The following is an 18,904-nucleotide window of genomic DNA, read 5'->3' as shown; positions in this document are numbered from 1 at the left end:
CCTCCCGAAAATGGTCCGGGCCGAACGCTAGACCCAAATTTATTGCGACGCAAACCTGCCGCTACGGCAGGGCTTTACCTGTGCGTCAACCCGGCCAGCGCTTGGCGATCTCTTCCAGCATCACCTCGGTGGCGCCGCCGCCGATGGGGTGGATGCGGGCATCGCGCGCCATGCGCTCGATCGCGCTTTCGCGCAGGTAACCCGCACCGCCATGGAACTGCAGGCAATCGTAGGTCACGTCGTTGACCAGTTCGCCGCACAGCGCCTTGACCATCGACACCTCGCGCACGGCGTCCTTGCCGTCACCCATCAGCCAGGCGGCATAGTATACCAGCTGGCGCGCCGCTTCGGTGCGTGCCTCCAGCATGGCAAGCCGCTGGCGGATCACCTGCTTGTCGGCCAGCACGCCGCCGAAGGCTTTGCGCGTCGTGACATACTCGCGCGTGATCTGCAGTGCGCGGCGGCATTCGCCCACCGCCATCGCACCCAGCACCAGCCGTTCGTTCTGGAAGTTGCGCATGATGGCGTAGAAACCGCGGTTCTCCTCGCCCAGCCGGTTTTCGGCCGGCACGCGGCAGTTATCGAACACCAGTTCTGCCGTGTCCGAGCAGAGCCAGCCGTGCTTTTTCAGGCTGCGGCCGATATTGAAACCCGGCGTGCCTTTCTCGACGGCGAAGATCGAGATCGCGCGCGAGCCCTTGGCGTCTGGGTCGGTCTTGGCGGCGACGAAATACAGATCGGCATGCACGCCATTGGTGATGAACATCTTGCTGCCGCTCAGCACATAATGATCGCCATCACGTCTGGCGCGGGTGCGGATCGCGGCGACATCCGAGCCGGCATCCGGCTCGGTGACGGCCACAGCGGTGATCAGTTCGCCGGCGATGACTTTCGCGAACCAGCGATCCAGCTGCGCCTTGCTGCCGGCATGGGCCAGATGCGGTGAGGCCATGTCGGTATGCACCAGCACGGTGGCGGAAAAACCGCCATAACCCGAGAGACCGCACTCTTCAGCTAAAATGGCGGAAGCAATCGGCAGCTGCTCGCTGCCGCCGTAAGCCTCCGGATAGCGGATGCCGAAGAAACCGAGCGCGCCCATTTTGCGTAAGACGTCGCGCGGCACCATGCCCTGCTCTTCCCACTTGTCGCCATGCGGGCGGACTTCGTTGTCGATGAAACGGGCGACCTGTTCACGCAGGGCGGCGTGATCGTCGCTCTCATAGATCGTCCGCATTCATCCTCCGATATTTTTTTATTTGAGCAGCGGCACCAGCCGTTCGAGCGCCTGCGACAGTTTCGGCAGCGAGGCCGCGTAGCACAGGCGGATACGGCCCTCGCCGGCCGGGCCGAAAGCGACACCCGGCGCCAGGCCGACCTGGGCCTCGCGCGCGATCTCCTTGCAGAGTTCGACGCTGTCGGTCAGGCCATCCAGCGCGAAGAAGGCGTAGAAGGCGCCTTCCGGCCTGCCCAGCGTCACGCGCGGCAGCGGCGCCAGCGCCTGATAGACCATGTCGGCAGCGCGTTTGTAGCGCTCGACCAGACCGTCGATATAGTCGTCACCTTCATTGAGCGCGGAGACGCCACCCCACTGCACGAAGGTGGTCGGATGCGAGATGTTGAACTCGGTCATCTTCTCGACGGCGGTGCACAGCCGCGGCGGCGCCACGATCCAGCCGAGCCGCCAACCGGTCATCGACCAGCTCTTGGAGAATGAATTGACGATCACCACCGGATCTTCCGGGCCGGCCAGCGTGTAATAGCTCGGCGCATGCTTGGCGCCGCTGTAGACGATGCGGCCATAGACCTCGTCTGACAGAATCCAGATACCGCGCTCGCGGCAGAAATCGAGAATCTGCTTCAGCTCTTCCTCGGTCGCCACCCAGCCGGTCGGATTGCCCGGGCTGTTGATCATGATCAGCTTGGTGGTCTCGTCGCAGGCATCGAACAGCTGCTGCATGTCGAGCTTCCAGCGGCCGTCTTCCTGCGGCTGCAGGTAGACGTCGCGTGGCTCGCCACCCATGGCGCGCACCGCCGAGCGGCCATTCGGCCACAGCGGTCCGATGATCACCGCGCTGTCGCCCGGTTCGATCAGGCACTGGATGGTGATCATGATGGCGTTCATGCCGGACGCCGTGACCACGATGCGGTCGGAGCCGATCTCGGCGTCGTAGCCGCGCTTCAGATAATCGCTGATCGCCTGCAGCAGCGGCGCGATGCCGCGATTGGCGGCGTAGAAAGTCTCGCCGCGATCCAGCGCCGCCTTGGCGCCCTCGCGCACGAAGACCGGCGTCGGCTCGTCGCCTTCGCCGAACCACAGCTTGATCATGTTGGGGATATCGGCCGAGGCGCGGGTGACGACGCGAATGCGGGAACCGGGCAGGTCGAGGATATTCGGGCAGATGACGGCTTCGGACATGATGGCGTTGAGCTACTTCTGTTTGGGGAGGGACGAGACAAGTTTGTCGATGATCTGATAGGACGCGGCTTCGATATCGAGACGGCCGGCAAGGACTGCATCGGCCAGCAGATCGATCTCGGTGGCCGGCAGATCGGCCAGATTGCGGCGCAGGCGATCGAGCACCAGGTTCTGCAGCAGGCGTCGCGTGCGGGCGCGCGGATCGGGCCGCTTGCGCCGGCCGATGGCGGCGATGGCATCGGCGAGCTCAGCCACGCCGGTGCCGTTGCTGGCGCTGGTCTGCAACACCGGCACCGGGCCCTGGCCACGCTGCGCGCTCATCGCGGCCAGCTGGCGCGCCGAGCGTTCGGCCAGCGGAAGATCGGACTTGTTCACCACCAGCACATCGGCGATTTCGAGGATGCCGGCCTTGATCGCCTGCACGTCGTCGCCCAGGCCCGGCGCATTCACGACCACGCGCACATCGGCGATCTCGGCGATCTCGACTTCCGATTGGCCGGTGCCGACGGTTTCGACCACCACCACGGCGCGACCCGAGGCATCGAACACATCGATCACCCGCGCCGCCGTGCGCGACAGCCCGCCAAGATGGCCGCGGCTGGCGAGGCTGCGGATGAAGACGCCCGGATCAGCGGCGTGCTGCGTCATGCGGATGCGGTCGCCCAGGATGGCCCCGCCGGTGAGCGGCGAGGATGGATCGACCGCGACGACGCCGACGCTCTGGTTCCGCTTGCGCAGTTCGCCGACATAGGCCGAGACCAGCGTGGACTTGCCGGCGCCCGGCGCGCCGGTGAAGCCGACCACCAGCGCATTGCCGAGCCGGCCACGGATGCCCTGCAGCACCAGCCGCGCCTCGTCGGTCTCATTTTCGACTGCCGTGATGGCGCGGGCGAGCGCGGCGCGTTCGCCGGCCAGCAGCGCCGGCAGCCAGTCCGGCTGGACCGCTGGTTCTGCGCTGGATTCGGCAGGCTTTTGCATAGCTGCACCATACGCGCTATGTAGACGCCCAAACAACAGCCACCCGGCGAAAGTCCCGCATGTCGACACCCCTGTTAGCGCCCAAGAATCTTGCTCCTCGGGAATACGGTCCGGTCAACTGGCTCGGCCTGTGGACGCTCTACGTCAAGGAAGTGCAGCGCTTCCTCAAGGTCGTGACCCAGACCGTGCTGGCGCCGATGGTGACGACGCTGCTGTTCTTCGCCGTCTTCGCCCTGGCGCTGGGCGGCGCGGTGCGCCACATCGCCGGCATGCCGTTTGTCGATTTCCTGGCGCCCGGCCTGATCATGATGGCTACCACCCAGAATGCCTTCGCCAATACCTCCTCCTCGATCATGATCTCGAAGGTGCAGGGCAATATCGTCGACGTGCTGATGCCGCCGATCAGCCCGGGCGAACTGCTGGTCGCCTATGCGCTGGCCGGCGTCACCCGTGGCCTGCTGGTCGCCGTGGCCGTGGCCGCCGCGATCTTCCCGTTTGCGACGATCCATGTGCATGACTGGTTCGCCGCGCTGTATTTCGCCGTCGCCGGCGCGCTGATCCTGAGCCTGACCGGCGTGATCGCCGGCCTGTGGAGCCAGAAATTCGACCATATGGCCGCGGTGACCAACTTCGTTGTCACGCCGCTCGCGTTTCTCTCAGGCACCTTCTACTCGGTGCAGGCGCTGCCGCCCTTCTGGTATGCCGCCGCCCATGCCAACCCGTTCTTTTTCATGATCGACGGCTTCCGCTATGGCCTGACCGGCCATACCGACGGCGACGTGCTGCTCGGCGGCCTGGCGCTGGGGGCCGTGGCTGTCACGCTCTGGCTCGGCTGCTATGCCCTGCTGAAACGCGGCTATCGCCTGCGGCCTTAAAAAACGCGCCAGTTCAGGCCTGTTTCGTCCTGTTGCAGGGCCAGTTCCGTCCCGTTTGAGCCAGTTAGAGCCAGTTCCGTCCCGTTTCGTCCTGTTTCGTCCCGTTTGAGCCCGTTCCCAGCCACCTGGGGCGGACCAAACGGCGGTAAACTGCCATCGGCACTCTGGCGCCGATCAGCCTGCTGTTTTTTTCACGATGCACAACAGCAATCAGGCCACGCGGCGGGAACCGCCGGGCAGCATGAGAACATATAGCGTACATTAAAAAGGCCCGATTTTCAATCGCTGAGATCGGCCTGCCGGCGGGCTGTGGTCAGCTGGCCGGCTTGCGCACCGGCAGGACCAGCAGCAGGCCGACGCCCAGCAGGGCGGCGCCGGCCAGCATGGCCGAGAAACGGTCGTTGTCGGCGATGGCCACCGCGGCAATGGCGGCGGCGACGAGGCCGATCAGCACAATCTTCTTGTTGCCCGGCTGTGCCGGCATGTCGCGGAACTGCATTCGTGTATCTTCCCCTCAGACACCGCACGTGCGGTGCAACCTGCCTGCGGGCAGAATAGCCGGAGACTGAAAAAATCCGAGGTAAATTTATGGATAGGAGTGTCGCAGGCTCAACTGCGGCAAAGCTTCGCTAAATCCCGGTGCTTCACACGCAAGCTGTCACGCCTGTACTTTTTCGCGCGCCGAGCGCTCCTCATACGCGATGCAGAGCACGATCTTCCACTGATCGTCAAACCGCCGCAGCGTGTAGCCGGTATGAAAACGCCAGGGCATGCCGCTGCGCCGTGTGATGGTCCAGTACAGATTGGCCGTCACGCCGGCATCGCCCTGCGGCAGCGAATTCGCCACCTCGTAGGTGGCATTGACAAAGCCGCTGTTGCGATAGAGCGTCAGCAGCTTTTCGATATCGGCGACGACATCAGCTTCACTGGCCCAGGTATAGGCCTGCTCGTCGATCAGCATACTGGGTACGGCGAAATGCGCGGCCACCGCACGGGCGTCCAGCGCATCGAAGGCGGCGCGATAGCTTTCGAAGAAAGCGGTGATACCGGCGGTCATGACACCAGAATCTTTTCCAGCGCCGCCCTGATTCGTGGCGGGATCGGTGCCGGCTTCTGCACACCGCGCTCGACAAAGACATGCACGAAATGGCCGGTCGCCGCGGGATGCGGCTCGCCCTGGCGGAACAGCGCGATCTCGTGCCGCGCCGAGGAATTGCCGAGTTTCACGGTGCGCAGCCAGCCCTCCACCGTCTCGGGGTAGTTCAGCGACTTGTGGAAGCGGCAGCCGCTTTCCACCAGCAGGCCGATCACCTTGTCATTCGGCATGTCGAGCCCGCCGACGCGGATCATGTAGTCGTTCACCAGCGTGTCGAAATACGCGTAATACTGCACGTTGTTGACATGCTGGTAGACGTCGATATCCGACAGACGCGTCGGGATCATCAGGCAGTGGCGATAGTTCTCGCGGACTTCGAGCTTCGGGTCGACAACTTCACTCATGCTTACAGCGCCCGTTCGTAGATCTTCAGCGCGTCGTCGTAACCGACCTCGCGAGGATTGTTGACCAGCAGGCGCTGCTGGTTCATCGCGTCTTTCGCCAGCATCGGCAGGTGGTTGTGGCTGATGCCGACCTGACGCAGCTGCTTTTCCAGCTTCACGTCGTCTATGATCGCCTCAAGTTCCGCCAGCAATGCGCCCGCACCGGCCGTGGCCGAACTGAAACTCTTGTTCGGCACGAAGATCGGCGCGAGTTCGGCATATTGCGCGGCCGCCGTCTCGACTTCGAGGTTGAAGCGCAGCACATGCGGCAGCATCAGCGCGTTCGACAAGCCATGCGGCACATGGAAATGGCCGCCCACCGGATAGGCCAGCGCATGCACGGCGGCGACCGGTGCATTGGCAAAGGCCATGCCGGCCAGCATGGCGCCGAGCAGCATCTCGGACCGCGCCGCGCGATCCTTCATGCCCTCGGGGCTGCAGACCGTGCGGATATTCTTCGAGAGCAGGCGCAAGGCCTCGCGGCCCAGCGCATCCGACATCGCATTCTTCTTGTTCCTGGACGTATAGGCCTCGATGGCATGCACCATGGCATCCACGCCCGTCGCCGCCGTGACATGGCGCGGCAGCCCCAGCGTGAGATCGGCATCCAGCAGCGCGATATCGGGCAGCAGCAGCGGCGAGACCACGCCCTTCTTCTCAGATTCGCCGGTGGTGATGATGGCGATGCCGGTCACTTCCGAGCCGGTGCCGGCCGTGGTCGGCACTTGGATCAGTGGCAGGCGCTTGCCGCGCGCATTGCCCACGCCATAAATCTCGGACAGCGGTTGCGTGGCCACCGGCAGGAAGGCGACCAGCTTGGCGATATCCATCGACGAACCGCCGCCGAAGCCGATCACGCCGTCGGCCCTGAAATCCTTCGCCACCTGCACGGCCTCATGCACCAGCTTTTCCGGCGGATCGGCCTCGGTACGGTCGTAGATGGTCACAGCGATGCCGGCGGCCTTCAGACTGTCCAGCCCGGCCTGCGGCAGGCCCAGCTTCATCACGCCCGGATCGGTGACCAGGACCACGCGGGTCGAGCCCAGTTCGGCCATCAGCTGGCCCAGTTTCGCGCTGGCGCCTGGCTCGCAATAAACCCGCCGTGTGGTTTCAAAACTCAGGGTGGTCATGGCGGCCCTCCGGCAATTCGTTCAGCGTTTTCCGAACACTAGCCCGGTGCCCGAGTGCCGGCCAGAGCCGGAAAGCCCTGTCCTTACGGCAGTTTGGCCGTTTCGGGAGTCCCTTGCCCCAGAAACCATCCGGCAACCATCCGGCAACCATTGCTCCCATACATTCGCTGAATTGACACAAGGCCTTAGCCCCCCGTAGAGTCTGGCCTTACCGCCAGCCCGGCCGTGTAAAACCCCGGGGCTGGCGTCATTATTTTCTGGGCCCGGAATTGTCCGGACGCCCAAGACCCAAGGAGAGGTGTCGTGAGCGAAGCATTGATGTCGACCTACGCAAGGCAGGACCTTGCGTTTGAGCGGGGCGAGGGGTCTTACCTTTTCACCGCTGACGGTCGACGTTACCTGGACTTCGGCTCCGGCATCGCCGTGACGTCGCTCGGCCATGCCCACCCGCATCTGGTGCAGGCGGTGCAGGCCCAGGCTGCCAAGCTGTGGCATACCTCGAACCTGTTCCGGATTCCGGAGCAGGAACGGCTGGCGCAGCGGCTGGTCGACAATTCCTTTGCCGACAAGGCCTTCTTCTGCAACTCGGGCGCCGAGGCGAACGAAGGTGCCGTGAAGTGCGCGCGCAAGTATTTTGCCGTCAGCGGCAAGCCGGAGAAGTTCCGCATCATCACGTTTGAGGGCGCCTTCCACGGCCGCACGCTGGCCATGCTGGCGGCGACCAACAACGCCAAGTATCTCGACGGCTTCGGCCCCAAGGTCGAAGGCTTCGACCAGGTCGAATTCAGCCTGAAGGCGGCGAAGGCGGCGATCACGCCGGAGACGGCGGCGATCATGATCGAGCCGATCCAGGGCGAAAGCGGCATCCGCAGCGTGCCGACCGAGATGCTGCGCGGCCTGCGTCAGCTTTGCGACGAGCATGACCTGCTGTTGATCCTGGACGAAGTGCAGACCGGCATGGGCCGCACCGGCAAGCTGTTCGCCTATGAATGGTCGGGCATCACGCCGGACATCATCTCGCTGGCCAAGGGCCTGGGCGGTGGTTTCCCGGTGGGCGCCGTGCTGGCCACGGCCGAAGCGGCCAAGGGCATGACGCCCGGCACGCATGGCACGACGTTTGGCGGCAACATCATGTCGATGACCGCCGGCAATGCCGTGCTGGACGTGATGCTGGAGCCCGGCTTCTTCGACGGCGTGCAGAAGCGGTCGAGCTATTTCATGCAGCAACTGGTGATGCTGAAGGATCGCTATCCCGAGGTGATCGAGGATGTGCGCGGCCAGGGTTTCCTGATGGCCGTGAAGACGAAGATTCCGAACACCGAATTCCAGACCGCGCTGCGCGACGAGCATATGCTCGGCGTGCTGGCCGGCGACAATACGCTGCGCCTGATTCCGCCGCTGACCGTGCCCGAGAAAGACATCGTCGAAGGCATCCGCCGGCTGGAAGCCGCCTGCCAGAAGCTGCAGGACAAATCGAAAGCGGCGGCATGACGATCCTCGGTCAAAGCAAGACTGGCGGCCCGGCCAGCAAGGCTGGCATCCGCCATTTCATCGACCTGGACCAGTTCGCGCCGGATACGCTGCGCGGCATCCTGAGTCATGCCGTGCGCATGAAGGCCGGCCGCAAGGGCCTGCCCAAGGGCACTGTGGAAAAGGATCATCCGGGCCGCGACCGCATCCTGGCGATGATCTTCGAGAAGCCCTCGACCCGCACGCGACTGTCGTTCGACAGCGCGATGCGGCAGATCGGCGGCGAGACCATCGTGGTGCGCGGCGACGAGCTGCAGATCGGCCGCGGCGAGAGCATCGCCGATACGGCCAAGATCCTGTCGGCCAATGTCGACGCGATCATGATGCGCACCAATAAGGCGGAGAACCTGCGTGACCTGGCCGCCAATGCCAGCGTGCCGGTGATCAACGGCCTGACCGATGAAAGCCATCCCTGCCAAGTGATGGCCGACGTAATGACCTTCGAGGAAAAGCTCGGGCCCATCAAAGGCCAGAAGCTCGCCTGGGTCGGCGACGGCAACAACATGGCGACCTCGCTGATCCATGCCGCCGTGCAGTTCGGCTTCCGCCTTGACCTCGCCTGCCCGCCCGAATTGCAGCCCGATCCCAAAGTGCTGAAATGGGCGGCCGAACGGCAGGGCCAGATCCGCGTCGTCAGCGACCCGGCCGAAGCCGTGAAGGATGCATCCTGCGTGATCACCGACACCTGGGTGTCGATGGGCCAGAAGGATGCCGACAAGCGCCACAAGATCCTGGCGCCGTTCCAGGTCAATGCCGCGCTGATGCGCAAGGCGGCGCCGAATGCCATCTTCATGCACTGCCTGCCGGCGCATCGCGGCGAGGAAGTGACCGCCGAGGTGATCGACGGTCCGCAGTCGGTGGTGTTCGACGAGGCGGAAAACCGCCTGCATGCCCAGAAGGCAATCCTGGCCTGGTGCTTCGGGGCATAACCCGCATTATATTAGGCCCGTGAGTACCGCACCCCTTCACGACGACCTGTCGCTGCCGTTCCAGATCGAGCAGTGCGATGTGCGCGGCCGCCTGGTGCGGCTGGGCCCAGCCCTCGACCGCATGCTGTCGCGCCATAGTTACCCCGAACCTGTCGCGCATCTGCTGGCCGAAGCCACCGTGCTGGTCGCCACCATGGCCAGTGCGCTGAAATTCGACGGCGTCTTCTCGGTGCAGGCCAAGGGCGACGGCCCGGTCTCGACCTTGGTGGTGGATTTCCGCACGCCGGGCGACCTGCGCGGCTACGCGAATTTCGACGCCGAACGGCTGGACGGGCTGGAGCTTGGCCCCGGTTCGGAACGCGCCCTGATCCCGCTGCTGCTCGGCAAGGGTTACCTCGCCTTCACCATCGATCCGCAAGGGCCGGATATGGAACGCTACCAGGGCATCGTCGACCTGTCGGGCGCCACCCTGGCCGAAGCGGCGCATGCCTATTTCGCCCAGTCGGAGCAGCTGAATGCCCGCATCGTGCTGGCGGCCACGCATCGCAAGGCCCCGGGCGAGGCCCGCAGGCACTGGCGGGCGGGCGGCATCCTGCTGCAGCAGCTGCCGTCGCAGGCCGGCGGGCTCTCTGCGGAGGAAAGAATCTTTGCCTGGGAAAAGGCGACCGCGCTGCTGGGCACCACGAAGCCCGAGGAACTGACCGATCCCGCCTTAAGCCACAATGAGCTGCTGTTCCGCCTGTTCCACGAGGACGGCGTGCGGGTCTATGAGGCGGCCGCCCTGCAGGACCGCTGCACCTGCTCAGCCGACAAGGTGCGCGGCATCCTCGCGACCTTCGCCCCCGACGAGATCGCCGACATGGCCACTCCGGAGGGCCTGATCACGGTGACCTGCCAGTTCTGCAGCGACAGCTACAGCTTCCCGGCCGAAAGCGTTAACACCGGCACCCCTTCGTCGAGCTGACCGGCCCAAACTGATTCCCATCACGCGACAAAACCGGTTTTCGGGCGTTTCTAACCCTGAGGCCGGCCATCCCGCCGACTGCCGACATCCCGCACGATCGTCCCGCCGCGGAGCAAACGATCCCGCGCTTGTCATGGCCGGGCCTTGAAATTGCCCACTTTCGCCGCCTATTTGGGGGCGGAAAACAAGGAGAAACGACCCATGTCTACCCGCCTCGCCCGCTTATTTGCCCTGCCGCGGCTGTTCGTCGTGGCCGGCCTCGCTCTCGCCGCTGCCGCCTGCGGCGGCCCGATGGAAAAGTCGATCCTGCCCGAGATCACCTTCTCCAATCAGCCCAAGCTGACCTTCGCCGCCAGCACGGTGGAAACCATCATGGAATACCAGCCGACGGCGCAGCCGCCGCATATCGAGCTGGCCATTCCGCAGCCGCCGGCCAGCGTGGCCATGCGCTGGACACGCGACCGCGTGGCGGTCGACAACAGCCAGCAGAACCGCGTCACCGTGATCGTCCGCAAGGCAAGCGTGACCGAGATCGACCTGAAGAAGACGCCGGGCCTGCGCGGCAGCTTCACCGAGGACCAGGTCGCCCGCTTCGACACCGAGGTCGAAATGGCCGTCGAGGTCCGCGATGCCCGCGGCTTCCGCGTCGGCGAGGCACAGGCCTCGGCGCGCCGCTCGAACTCGATGAGCGAAAAGGCGACGCTGAACGACCGTGACCGCCTGATCCACGAGCTGGTGCGCGAGACCATGATGGACGTCAATCGCGAGCTGGAGCGCAATATCCGCCAGTATATGCCGCTTTACGTTCGGTAAGGCGTTAAGGCCTTGAAACCACGGCCGTTCGTATACGAATGGCCGTGGCGGGACCTAACCTAAGGTCATACTTTAGGCAGATGCTTTCCGACCCGGTCGAGGTTTGTCTCGACCGGGTCGATCTGCTAGAGAAGCCCAAGAAACTCACGTCGACACTCCTGCCGGGAAGCGGAAACGCCAGTCATGCCCACGCCGAAAAAGCGCCCCCTGGTGATCGTGACCCGGAAACTGCCGGACCCGATCGAAACCCGGATGATGGAGCTGTTCGACACCCGACTGAACATCGCTGACAAGCCGATGGGTCAGGCCGAGCTGATCGACGCGGTGAAGACCGCCGACGTGCTGGTGCCGACCATCACCGACAGGATCGATGGCGCAGTCCTCGCCCATGCCGGCCCCAACATGCGCCTGATCGCCAATTTCGGCACCGGCGTCGACCACATCGACCTGGCCGCCGCCCGCCAGCGCGGCATCACCGTCACCAACACGCCGGGCGTGCTGACCGAAGACACCGCCGACATGACCATGGCGCTGATCCTTGCCGTGCCGCGCCGTCTGGTGCAGGGCGCGCAGGCGCTGCGCGAGGGCAAGTTCGAGGGCTGGTCGCCGACCTGGATGCTGGGCCAGCGCATCTGGGGCAAGCGGCTCGGCATCATCGGCATGGGCCGCATCGGCCAGGCCGTGGCGCGCCGCGCCAAGGCGTTTGGCCTGTCGATCCACTACCATAACCGCAAGAAGGTGCATGAGAGCATCGAGCAGGAGCTGGAGGCGACCTACTGGGAAAGCCTCGACCAGATGCTCGCGCGCATGGACATCATCTCGGTGAACTGCCCGCACACGCCGGCCACCTTCCACCTGCTGTCGGCGCGCCGGCTCGACCTGCTGCCGCCACATGCCTATGTGGTGAACACCGCGCGCGGCGAAATCATCGACGAGAACGCCCTGGTGCGCAAACTGCGCAAGGGCGAGATCGCCGGCGCCGGGCTGGACGTGTTCGAGCATGAGCCGGCGGTCAACCCCAAGCTGCTGGAACTCAACAACGTGATCCTGCTGCCGCATATGGGCTCGGCCACGCTGGAAGGCCGTATCGACATGGGCGAGAAGGTGCTGATCAACATCAAGACCTTCGCCGATGGTCATGCCCCGCCCGACCGCGTCATCGCCGGTCTTCTCTAGAGCCGGTCGTCTCCAGGCTGCACTTCTCAGATCCGAATCGCGCCGTTTCCGGCCTTCAGGGCCGATCCAGACTGGAATATTTCCATTTCAGCTGGCGAGCGGCTGCGTCATACTGCCGGGCGCTACGAAGCTGTTCCGGATGACCGCCCTGACAACTTACTCGCCCTGCCCGCCCAGCTTCAGCGATCTGCTGGAATCGCATTCCCGTTTCATCACCTCGATGGGCAAGCAGGTGCAGATGGGCCGTCGCCTGCAATGCGAGCGCATCGATTTCGGCGCCATCAAGCTGATGGGCCGCAACCTGACCCGCGCCTCGCTGCCGATGTGCAAGCTGTCCTGCGCCGACCTGCGCGAAAGCAGCTTTGCTGAAGCCGAGATGATGGCCTGCGACCTGAGCGCAGCCGACCTGACCTCGGCCAATTTCATCAAGGCCGACCTGCGCGGCGCCGACCTGAGCCGCGCCGTGCTGACCAACACGCGGTTTAACGATGCCCAGCTCGGGCCGTATCAGTCGTCGCAGGATCTCGCCAGCCAGGCGACGAGGCTGCATTCCGCCAGGATCACCGGCGCCAGCTTCTCCGGCGCCACGCTGCTGGAGGCCGCTTTTGATAAAGCCAACCTGCAGGATACGTCCTTTGCCTATGCGCGGCTCGACAATGTGAGCTTCCGCGGCGCCGACCTGCGCGGCGCCAATTTCGCCAAGACCGATCTCGGTGCCGGCATGGCCGAGGTGATCGAGGCGGCCGGCGGCAAGGTCGCGCGGCCGATGAGCGTCGAGCATCTGGCGGAAGCCATCGCCCAGCATGCCGAATGGATCCACAGCGACGGGCGGCGCGGCAGCCGCGCCATGCTGCATGGCCTGAATCTGGCCGGCGGCCGCTTCATCGGCGCCGACCTGAGCGGTGCGGACCTGAGCGAGGTCAATCTCGCCGGCGCGGACCTATCCGGCGCCAAGCTGATCTGCACGGATCTGCGCAATGCAAACCTGAGCCGCGCGCGACTGGCCGAGGCCGACTTCCGCGGCGCCATGCTGGATGGCGCGTATGGCTTCATGCCGAGCGGAAGCCTTTAGGGTTTGTTCGACCGCACCGGCGCGAATTTCGGCGCACCGGCATTCACTCCGCTGAACTCGCCCAGAAATTTCTGCATCGCCGCCGGATCGGCACCGATTGTCACTCCGGCCGGGAACTGTGCGTAATTGATGATCAGATCGCCGATATATGTCAGTTCACCGGGCTTCGCCGTGAAAATGGGTGTGTTGTTGCGCACCGTCATGGTCTCGCGGTCAATCAGCCAGGTGTTGTTGATGGTGGGAGGCCCGAAGCCACCGCCCACCGACTGGAACTGAGCAATGGCATATTCGCCCGGCGGCGTGCGAAAGGCGTAAAAGCGCTCCGTGACATTGAGCATCATTCCGTCGGCATTCACCTTCAGCGTATTGCCGGGCAACATGGTGAGGCCGGAAATCTTGCCAGTCGCGGGATCAAACCGTCCGATCATGATGGGACCGCCATGCCCCGCAGTTCGCACCACGCCCACCACAATCATGCCTTCCGGATCGGCAGCGGTGAAAGGTGTGCTCTTGTTCATGCTGCGATTGCCGCAACCAGCCAGCATAACCGCGACAAGACAGATCAGCGCGACCTGCCAGAACCGACTTTGCTTCACCATCCTGTCCCCCGGTTATCCGTTCGTCATCAGTTTTGAAAATTCCGCAGCGGCTGCATCTTCACGTCTGCGATTCTGACATTCGGGAATCCGACCATGAACGCCTGCATTGCCGGAATATCGGCGCCAGTGACGATCTGCGCCGGGAACATGCCGTAATTGACCTGCAGGTCACCGACATACGCCGCTTCACCGGCACGCACCGAGAATACGGGCGTCGTATCCCGCACGGCCCAGGCGTCAAAATCGACCAACCGCGTGACCTGCACATTCGTGCTCGCCAGCGTTCGCTGCACGGCACTGCTCACCTGGATCAGGGCATAGTCGCCCGGCGTCATGCGCAAGACATAGAAACGGGATGCCCGCCCGAATGCGTCTGGCAACATGGCGCCGCCGCTGCCGACATGCAGGCCCATGTTGCCGCCGAAATTCGTGACCCCGGTGATCTTTCGCGTGGCGGCATCGAACCGGCCGAGAACCAGCCCGCCGGGCGTCCCCTGTTCGATGACACCCAGGATGACCAGCCCCTTCGGATCTGCGGCATCGAAGGATGACGACGACCCGAATGTGCCAGCGGCGCAACCCGCCAGTGTCAGCAGCGCGGCCAGCATGCAGAGGTGCGACACCGCGCGAAATGCCGCGACTTTACTGCTTATAAACTGCACACCCCTCTCCCTTAAGTAGCAGTCACAGGCAAAAAAACAGGCGCCGAAGCGCCTGTTTTCAGTAAAGTTCGTTACGCCGCCTGGAGCGACTCTGCGCCGGCGAGGTCGACACTGACCAGCGTGGAGACGCCGCGCTCGGCCATGGTGACGCCGAACAGGCGGTCCATGCGCGCCATCGTGATCGGATGGTGGGTCACCACCACGAAGCGCGTGCCCTCGCCGATATTCGAGGTCTGGCGCGCCATCGCTTCCATCAGGTTGCACAGGCGCTCGACGTTGGCGTCATCGAGCGGGGCGTCCACTTCGTCCAGCACGCAGATCGGCGCCGGGTTGGTCAGGAACACCGCGAACAGCAGCGACAGTGCCGTCAGCGCCTGCTCGCCGCCCGAGAGCAGCGACATCACCTGCAGGCGCTTGCCCGGCGGCGAGGCGTAGATTTCCAGGCCGGCCTGCAGCGGGTCATCGCTTTCCACCAGCTGCAGATGCGCCCGGCCGCCGCCGAAGACTTCGACGAACAGCTTCTGGAAATGGCCGTCGACCTTCTGGAAGGCATCCAGAAGACGTTCGCGCCCTTCCTTGTTCAGGCTGGTGATGCCCTGGCGCAGTTTCTCGATCGCGGTGACCAGATCGGTCTGCTCGGTCGAGAGCGCGGTGAGCTTCTCCTCCACCTCGTTGGCTTCAAGCTCGGCGCGCAGGTTGACCGGGCCCATATTGTCGCGCTCCTTGCGCAGACGCTCGAGCCGGTTGTCCACGGTATGGAGTTCGGGGAATTCCTCGCCGTCTTCAACTTCGCCGGCCTTGAGCACGGCATCCAGGGTGCAGTCGAGCACCTCGCGCACGCGGATCGCCAGTTCGTCGAGGCTGACGCGCTGGTGTTCGAGGTCGCTGTCCGACTTCACGCGCGCTTCACGCGCCGAGCCCAGCAGCTGCTCGATCTCGCGCGCCGTCCGCGCGGCAAGCTGTTGCGCGCCTTCCGCATTCGCCAGGTGGTCGGCGGCTTCCTTGCGGGCGATTTCGGCGATGTCGATCTGCTCCTGCAGCGCGTTGCGGCGGGTTTCGAGTTCGCGCGGAATCTGTTCCAGCTTTTCCAGTTCGGTGGTCGCCTCGGCCTGGCGGGCGCCCAACTGGGCAAGCTGCTGCGAAGCGCTTTCGTTGCGCGCCGTGGCGGCACGGCGCTCGATCACGATGCCGTCGAGACGACGGGCGCGCGCCTGGGCATCCAGCCGCAGCTGTTCCAGCGCGGCGCGGCGTTCGACCAGCGCCTGACGCAGCGCCGTCAGTTCCTCGCGGATCATGCCGATCAGCTGGCGCACTTCGTCTTCCGCCGGCATGGCAGCCAGAGCGGCGTCCTCGGCGTCGCGGGCCTGCGTGGTCTCGGCGATCTCGCCTTCGGTCTGCTGCTTCTGTTCGGCAAGAGCCGCCAGACGCGACTGGCGCTCGGCTTCCCTGCGCACCATCTCGGCCTGGCGGTCACGCGCCTGGCCCAGTTCGCGGTCGGCGCGGGCGATATCCTGATTGGCGCGTTCGCGGGCGGCATTGCGTTCGCGTTCCGCCGTGGCGATGCCCTGGTTGGCATGTTCGCGCGCGGTGTTGCGTTCGCGCTCGGCATTGGCGACGCCATGGTTGGCGCGATCGCGCGCCGACTGGCGGTCGCGTTCAGCAGCGGCGACAGCCTGGGCGGCCTGGTTGCGCGAGTCGGCGGCATCGCGTTCGGCAGACTGCACGACGGCGGACGCGGTGGCACGCGCCTCGTTGCGGTTCTGCTCGGCGGTCTGCACCACGCCGGCGGCCTGCTGGCGCGCGGCACTGCGCTGCTCTTCGGCCGAGGCGACAGCCTGACGCGCGGTGCGTTCGGCAGCGGCGGCGTCTTCTGTGGCGCGGCGCGCCTCTTCATAGACGGCCTGCGCATCGCGCAAGCGGCTTTCCATCTCGCGCAGTTCCTCGCGCAGGTCGGCCAGGCGATTGCGCTGTTCCAGCTTGATCGAGGCCGAGGTCGGCGCGCCGGCCTTGACGGTGAAACCGTCCCAGCGCCACAGCGCGCCCGAGCGGGTGACCAGACGCTGGCCGAGCTTGAGATCGGCGCGCAGGCGGGCGCCGTCGGCGTCGTCGGCCACCAGACCGATCTGGCTGAGACGGCGCTGCAAAGCGGCCGCACCGGTCACGTATTTCGACAGCGGCTCGGCGCCGGACGGCAGGCCCGGCGCGTCAGTCATCGGCGGCAGCGCATCCCAGTGCATCGGCGCATTGGGATCGGTGGCGGCATTCAGTTCATCGGCCAGCGCCGCGCCCAGCGCCTTCTCGAAGCCGGGCTCGACGGTGACCTGGTCGATCAGCGGCGGGAAGAGATTGCTTTCGTCCAGCTTGAGCAGCTTGGTCAGGCCGGTCTCTTCCGCCTTCAGGCGGGTGAGTTCACCCTGCGCGCCCTGCCAGGCATCGCGGCTGGACTGCTCCGCCTGCTGCCTGGCGGCGCGGGCGGCTTCGGCCGCCTCCACGCCACGACGAACCTCGGCGAGCTTCTCGGCATGCTCGGCTTCGACCGCGTTCAGCCCGGCGCGGGCCGCTTCGATCTTCTGCGCATGTTCGGCTTCGACGGCGTTCAGCCCGCCGCGGGCGGCTTCAATCTTCTGCTCATGCTCATGGCCGGCCTGCGCCAGCGTGGCGCGCGTGGCTTCGATCTTCTGCGCATGCTCGGCTTCGACAGCCTCCAGGGCTGCGCGGGCGGCGTCGATCAGACGGGCCTGCTCGGCCTCCACGGCTTCGTAAGCCTGACGGGCGGCATCGATCTTCGCCGCATGTTCGGCCTCGACGCCATCGAGTGCATTGCGCACCGCCTCGACGGCGGCCTGCTTGGCTTCGACTTCGGCCGTGATGGTTTCGGCTTCGACCAGCGCCTCGGTCTGCTCGTTGAGGCGGGCTTCTTCGGCGTTCAGCTCAGTCAGACGCGCATTCAGGCGCTCCAGACGGCGGCCGGCATCCTCGATGGCCTGGCGCAGGCGGGCGCGCTGGGCCTGTTCTTCGGCGGCGCGGCCAGTGAGGGTATCGAGCTCGCCCTGGCTGGCATCCACCTTGCCCTGCGCTTCGGTGACAGACGCTTCAGCAGCCGTCTGCGCTTCGGCCTCGCCGGCACGCAGCGCTTCCAGCTGTTCGGTTTCGGCAGCGAGCCGCGCCAGCGTTTCCTCGGCATCCTGCGACAGCGCGGTTTCGCGCTCGGCATCCGAGGAAATCTGCGCCAGACGCGCGCGCACGGCTTCGGCGGCCTCCTGCGCGCGGGCGGATTCAGCCTCCAGGCCTTCGCGCGCCACGGTCAGGCGATGCAGGCGGGCGCCGGCTTCGGCCTCGTGATGGCGCAGCGGCGGCAGCGCCTCAGCGGCGATGCGCTCGGCTTCATGCGCTTCCGACACCTGCAGGGTACGGTCGGCCACCTCGCGTTCGGCGGCCTGCAGCGCCTGCTCGGCCTCGGCCAGCGCGTTTTTCAGCGCTTCATGCTTGAGATGGAACAGGATCGCCTCGGTCTTGCGGATCTGGCCGGCGATATTGCGATAGCGGCTGGCCTGACGCGCCTGTCTTTTCAAAGACTGCAGCTGGTTGTCCATCTGGCCGATCACATCGACCACGCGTTCCAGATTCTGCTCGGCGGCCTTCAGGCGCAGTTCGGCTTCATGCCGGCGCGAATGCAGGCCGGAAATGCCGGCCGCTTCTTCCAGCAGCATGCGGCGGTCGGTCGGCTTGGCGTTGATGATCGCACCGACGCGGCCCTGGCTGACCATGGCCGGCGAATTGGCGCCGGACGCCAGATCGGCGAACAGCAGCTGCACGTCGCGCATGCGCACGTCATTGCCGTTGATCGAATAGTCCGAGCCGCGCTCGCGCTCGATCTTGCGGGTGATCGCCACCTCTTCCATCTCGTTGAAGGCGGCGGGCGCGGTGCGGGTCTTGTTGTCCAGCGTCAGCGTGACTTCGGCGATATTGCGGGCGGGGCGCGTGGCGGTGCCGGCAAAGATCATATCGTCCATGCCGGTGCCGCGCATGCGCTTGGCCGAATTCTCGCCCATCACCCAGCGCAGGGCTTCCACCAGGTTGGACTTGCCACAGCCATTCGGGCCGACAATCCCGGTCAGGCCGGGCTGGATAATGAAATCCGTCGGTTCGACGAAGGACTTGAAACCGGACAAGCGCAACTTGGTGAACTGCACGGGGACTCCCTTTCAAATAACGCAGCGC

General features: G+C 65.2%; 17 protein-coding genes. 7 read left to right on the top strand and 10 right to left on the bottom strand.

The genetic code is table 11. The features are described from left to right. Nucleotides 1-85: 85 nt before the first annotated feature. The 3 genes from FNB15_RS10625 to meaB are packed head-to-tail and all read right to left on the bottom strand — an operon-like array spanning nt 86 to nt 3,394. A complete protein-coding gene (locus FNB15_RS10625) occupies nt 86-1,234 on the bottom strand; it encodes an acyl-CoA dehydrogenase family protein (RefSeq protein ID WP_144068678.1) in 1,149 nt (382 codons plus the stop codon). Nucleotides 1,235-1,252: 18 nt separating this feature from the next. Beyond that, a complete protein-coding gene (locus FNB15_RS10620) occupies nt 1,253-2,416 on the bottom strand; it encodes a pyridoxal phosphate-dependent aminotransferase (RefSeq protein WP_144068677.1) in 1,164 nt (387 codons plus the stop codon). A gap of 12 nt (nt 2,417-2,428) precedes the next feature. Continuing rightward, nucleotides 2,429-3,394 carry a methylmalonyl Co-A mutase-associated GTPase MeaB gene (gene meaB / locus FNB15_RS10615; RefSeq protein WP_144068676.1) on the bottom strand — a complete coding sequence of 322 codons (966 nt, stop codon included), beginning with the start codon at nt 3,392-3,394 and terminating at the stop codon, nt 2,429-2,431. Nucleotides 3,395-3,453: 59 nt separating this feature from the next. Between meaB and FNB15_RS10610 the strand changes: the two genes are divergently transcribed. Further along, nucleotides 3,454-4,269 (top strand): ABC transporter permease, encoded by an 816-nt coding sequence (locus tag FNB15_RS10610; RefSeq protein ID WP_144068675.1) that lies wholly within the window; start codon nt 3,454-3,456, stop codon nt 4,267-4,269. Nucleotides 4,270-4,582: 313 nt separating this feature from the next. Here FNB15_RS10610 and FNB15_RS10605 read toward each other — a convergent pair whose 3' ends face one another. The 4 genes from FNB15_RS10605 to FNB15_RS10590 form a co-directional block, all read right to left on the bottom strand. Further along, nucleotides 4,583-4,768, bottom strand: a complete 186-nt coding sequence (locus FNB15_RS10605) for a hypothetical protein (protein WP_144068674.1) — start codon at nt 4,766-4,768, stop codon at nt 4,583-4,585. 159 nt (nt 4,769-4,927) lie between these two features. Next, nucleotides 4,928-5,326 (bottom strand): DUF4440 domain-containing protein, encoded by a 399-nt coding sequence (locus FNB15_RS10600; protein ID WP_144068673.1) that lies wholly within the window; start codon nt 5,324-5,326, stop codon nt 4,928-4,930. Then, entirely contained in the window at nt 5,323-5,769 is a 447-nt protein-coding gene (locus FNB15_RS10595) for an acyl-CoA thioesterase (protein ID WP_144068672.1), read from the bottom strand. Before FNB15_RS10595 ends, FNB15_RS10600 begins: the two co-directional genes overlap by 4 nt. Before the next feature lie 2 nt (nt 5,770-5,771). Then, entirely contained in the window at nt 5,772-6,938 is a 1,167-nt protein-coding gene (locus FNB15_RS10590) for an iron-containing alcohol dehydrogenase (RefSeq protein WP_144068671.1), read from the bottom strand. Nucleotides 6,939-7,241: 303 nt separating this feature from the next. On the opposite strand from FNB15_RS10590, the gene FNB15_RS10585 reads away from it, so the two are divergent. The 6 genes from FNB15_RS10585 (at nt 7,242) to FNB15_RS10560 (ending at nt 13,422) form a co-directional block, all read left to right on the top strand. Beyond that, nucleotides 7,242-8,429 (top strand): aspartate aminotransferase family protein, encoded by a 1,188-nt coding sequence (locus FNB15_RS10585; RefSeq protein ID WP_185973518.1) that lies wholly within the window; start codon nt 7,242-7,244, stop codon nt 8,427-8,429. Beyond that, nucleotides 8,426-9,397 (top strand): ornithine carbamoyltransferase, encoded by a 972-nt coding sequence (argF, locus tag FNB15_RS10580; RefSeq protein WP_144068670.1) that lies wholly within the window; start codon nt 8,426-8,428, stop codon nt 9,395-9,397. The genes FNB15_RS10585 and argF overlap by 4 nt, the downstream gene beginning before the upstream one ends. Before the next feature lie 19 nt (nt 9,398-9,416). After that, nucleotides 9,417-10,361, top strand: coding sequence for an Hsp33 family molecular chaperone (locus FNB15_RS10575; RefSeq protein WP_246068660.1), 945 nt, complete (start codon nt 9,417-9,419; stop codon nt 10,359-10,361). 201 nt (nt 10,362-10,562) lie between these two features. After that, nucleotides 10,563-11,174: a hypothetical protein gene (locus tag FNB15_RS10570; RefSeq protein ID WP_144068668.1), complete on the top strand. Its 612-nt coding sequence runs from the start codon at nt 10,563-10,565 to the stop codon at nt 11,172-11,174. A 183-nt stretch (nt 11,175-11,357) separates the two neighbouring features. After that, nucleotides 11,358-12,350 carry a 2-hydroxyacid dehydrogenase gene (locus FNB15_RS10565; RefSeq protein ID WP_144068667.1) on the top strand — a complete coding sequence of 331 codons (993 nt, stop codon included), beginning with the start codon at nt 11,358-11,360 and terminating at the stop codon, nt 12,348-12,350. Nucleotides 12,351-12,489: 139 nt separating this feature from the next. After that, on the top strand, nt 12,490-13,422 hold the full coding sequence (locus FNB15_RS10560) for a pentapeptide repeat-containing protein (protein WP_185973517.1): 933 nt from the start codon (nt 12,490-12,492) through the stop codon (nt 13,420-13,422). Here the strand turns inward: FNB15_RS10560 and FNB15_RS10555 are convergent. From FNB15_RS10555 to FNB15_RS10545, 3 genes are all read right to left on the bottom strand, one after another. Then, on the bottom strand, nt 13,419-14,021 hold the full coding sequence (locus FNB15_RS10555; protein WP_144068665.1) for a hypothetical protein: 603 nt from the start codon (nt 14,019-14,021) through the stop codon (nt 13,419-13,421). The genes FNB15_RS10560 and FNB15_RS10555 overlap by 4 nt on opposite strands. A 26-nt stretch (nt 14,022-14,047) precedes the next feature. Next, a complete protein-coding gene (locus FNB15_RS10550) occupies nt 14,048-14,683 on the bottom strand; it encodes a hypothetical protein (protein WP_144068664.1) in 636 nt (211 codons plus the stop codon). Between the two features lie 71 nt (nt 14,684-14,754). Then, entirely contained in the window at nt 14,755-18,876 is a 4,122-nt protein-coding gene (locus FNB15_RS10545) for an AAA family ATPase (RefSeq protein WP_144068663.1), read from the bottom strand. Nucleotides 18,877-18,904: the final 28 nt, after the last annotated feature.

The sequence above is a fragment of the Ferrovibrio terrae genome (genome assembly GCF_007197755.1).
GTDB classification, from domain to species: domain Bacteria; phylum Pseudomonadota; class Alphaproteobacteria; order Ferrovibrionales; family Ferrovibrionaceae; genus Ferrovibrio; species Ferrovibrio terrae.
This window is presented reverse-complemented; position numbering and strand designations above follow the sequence as displayed.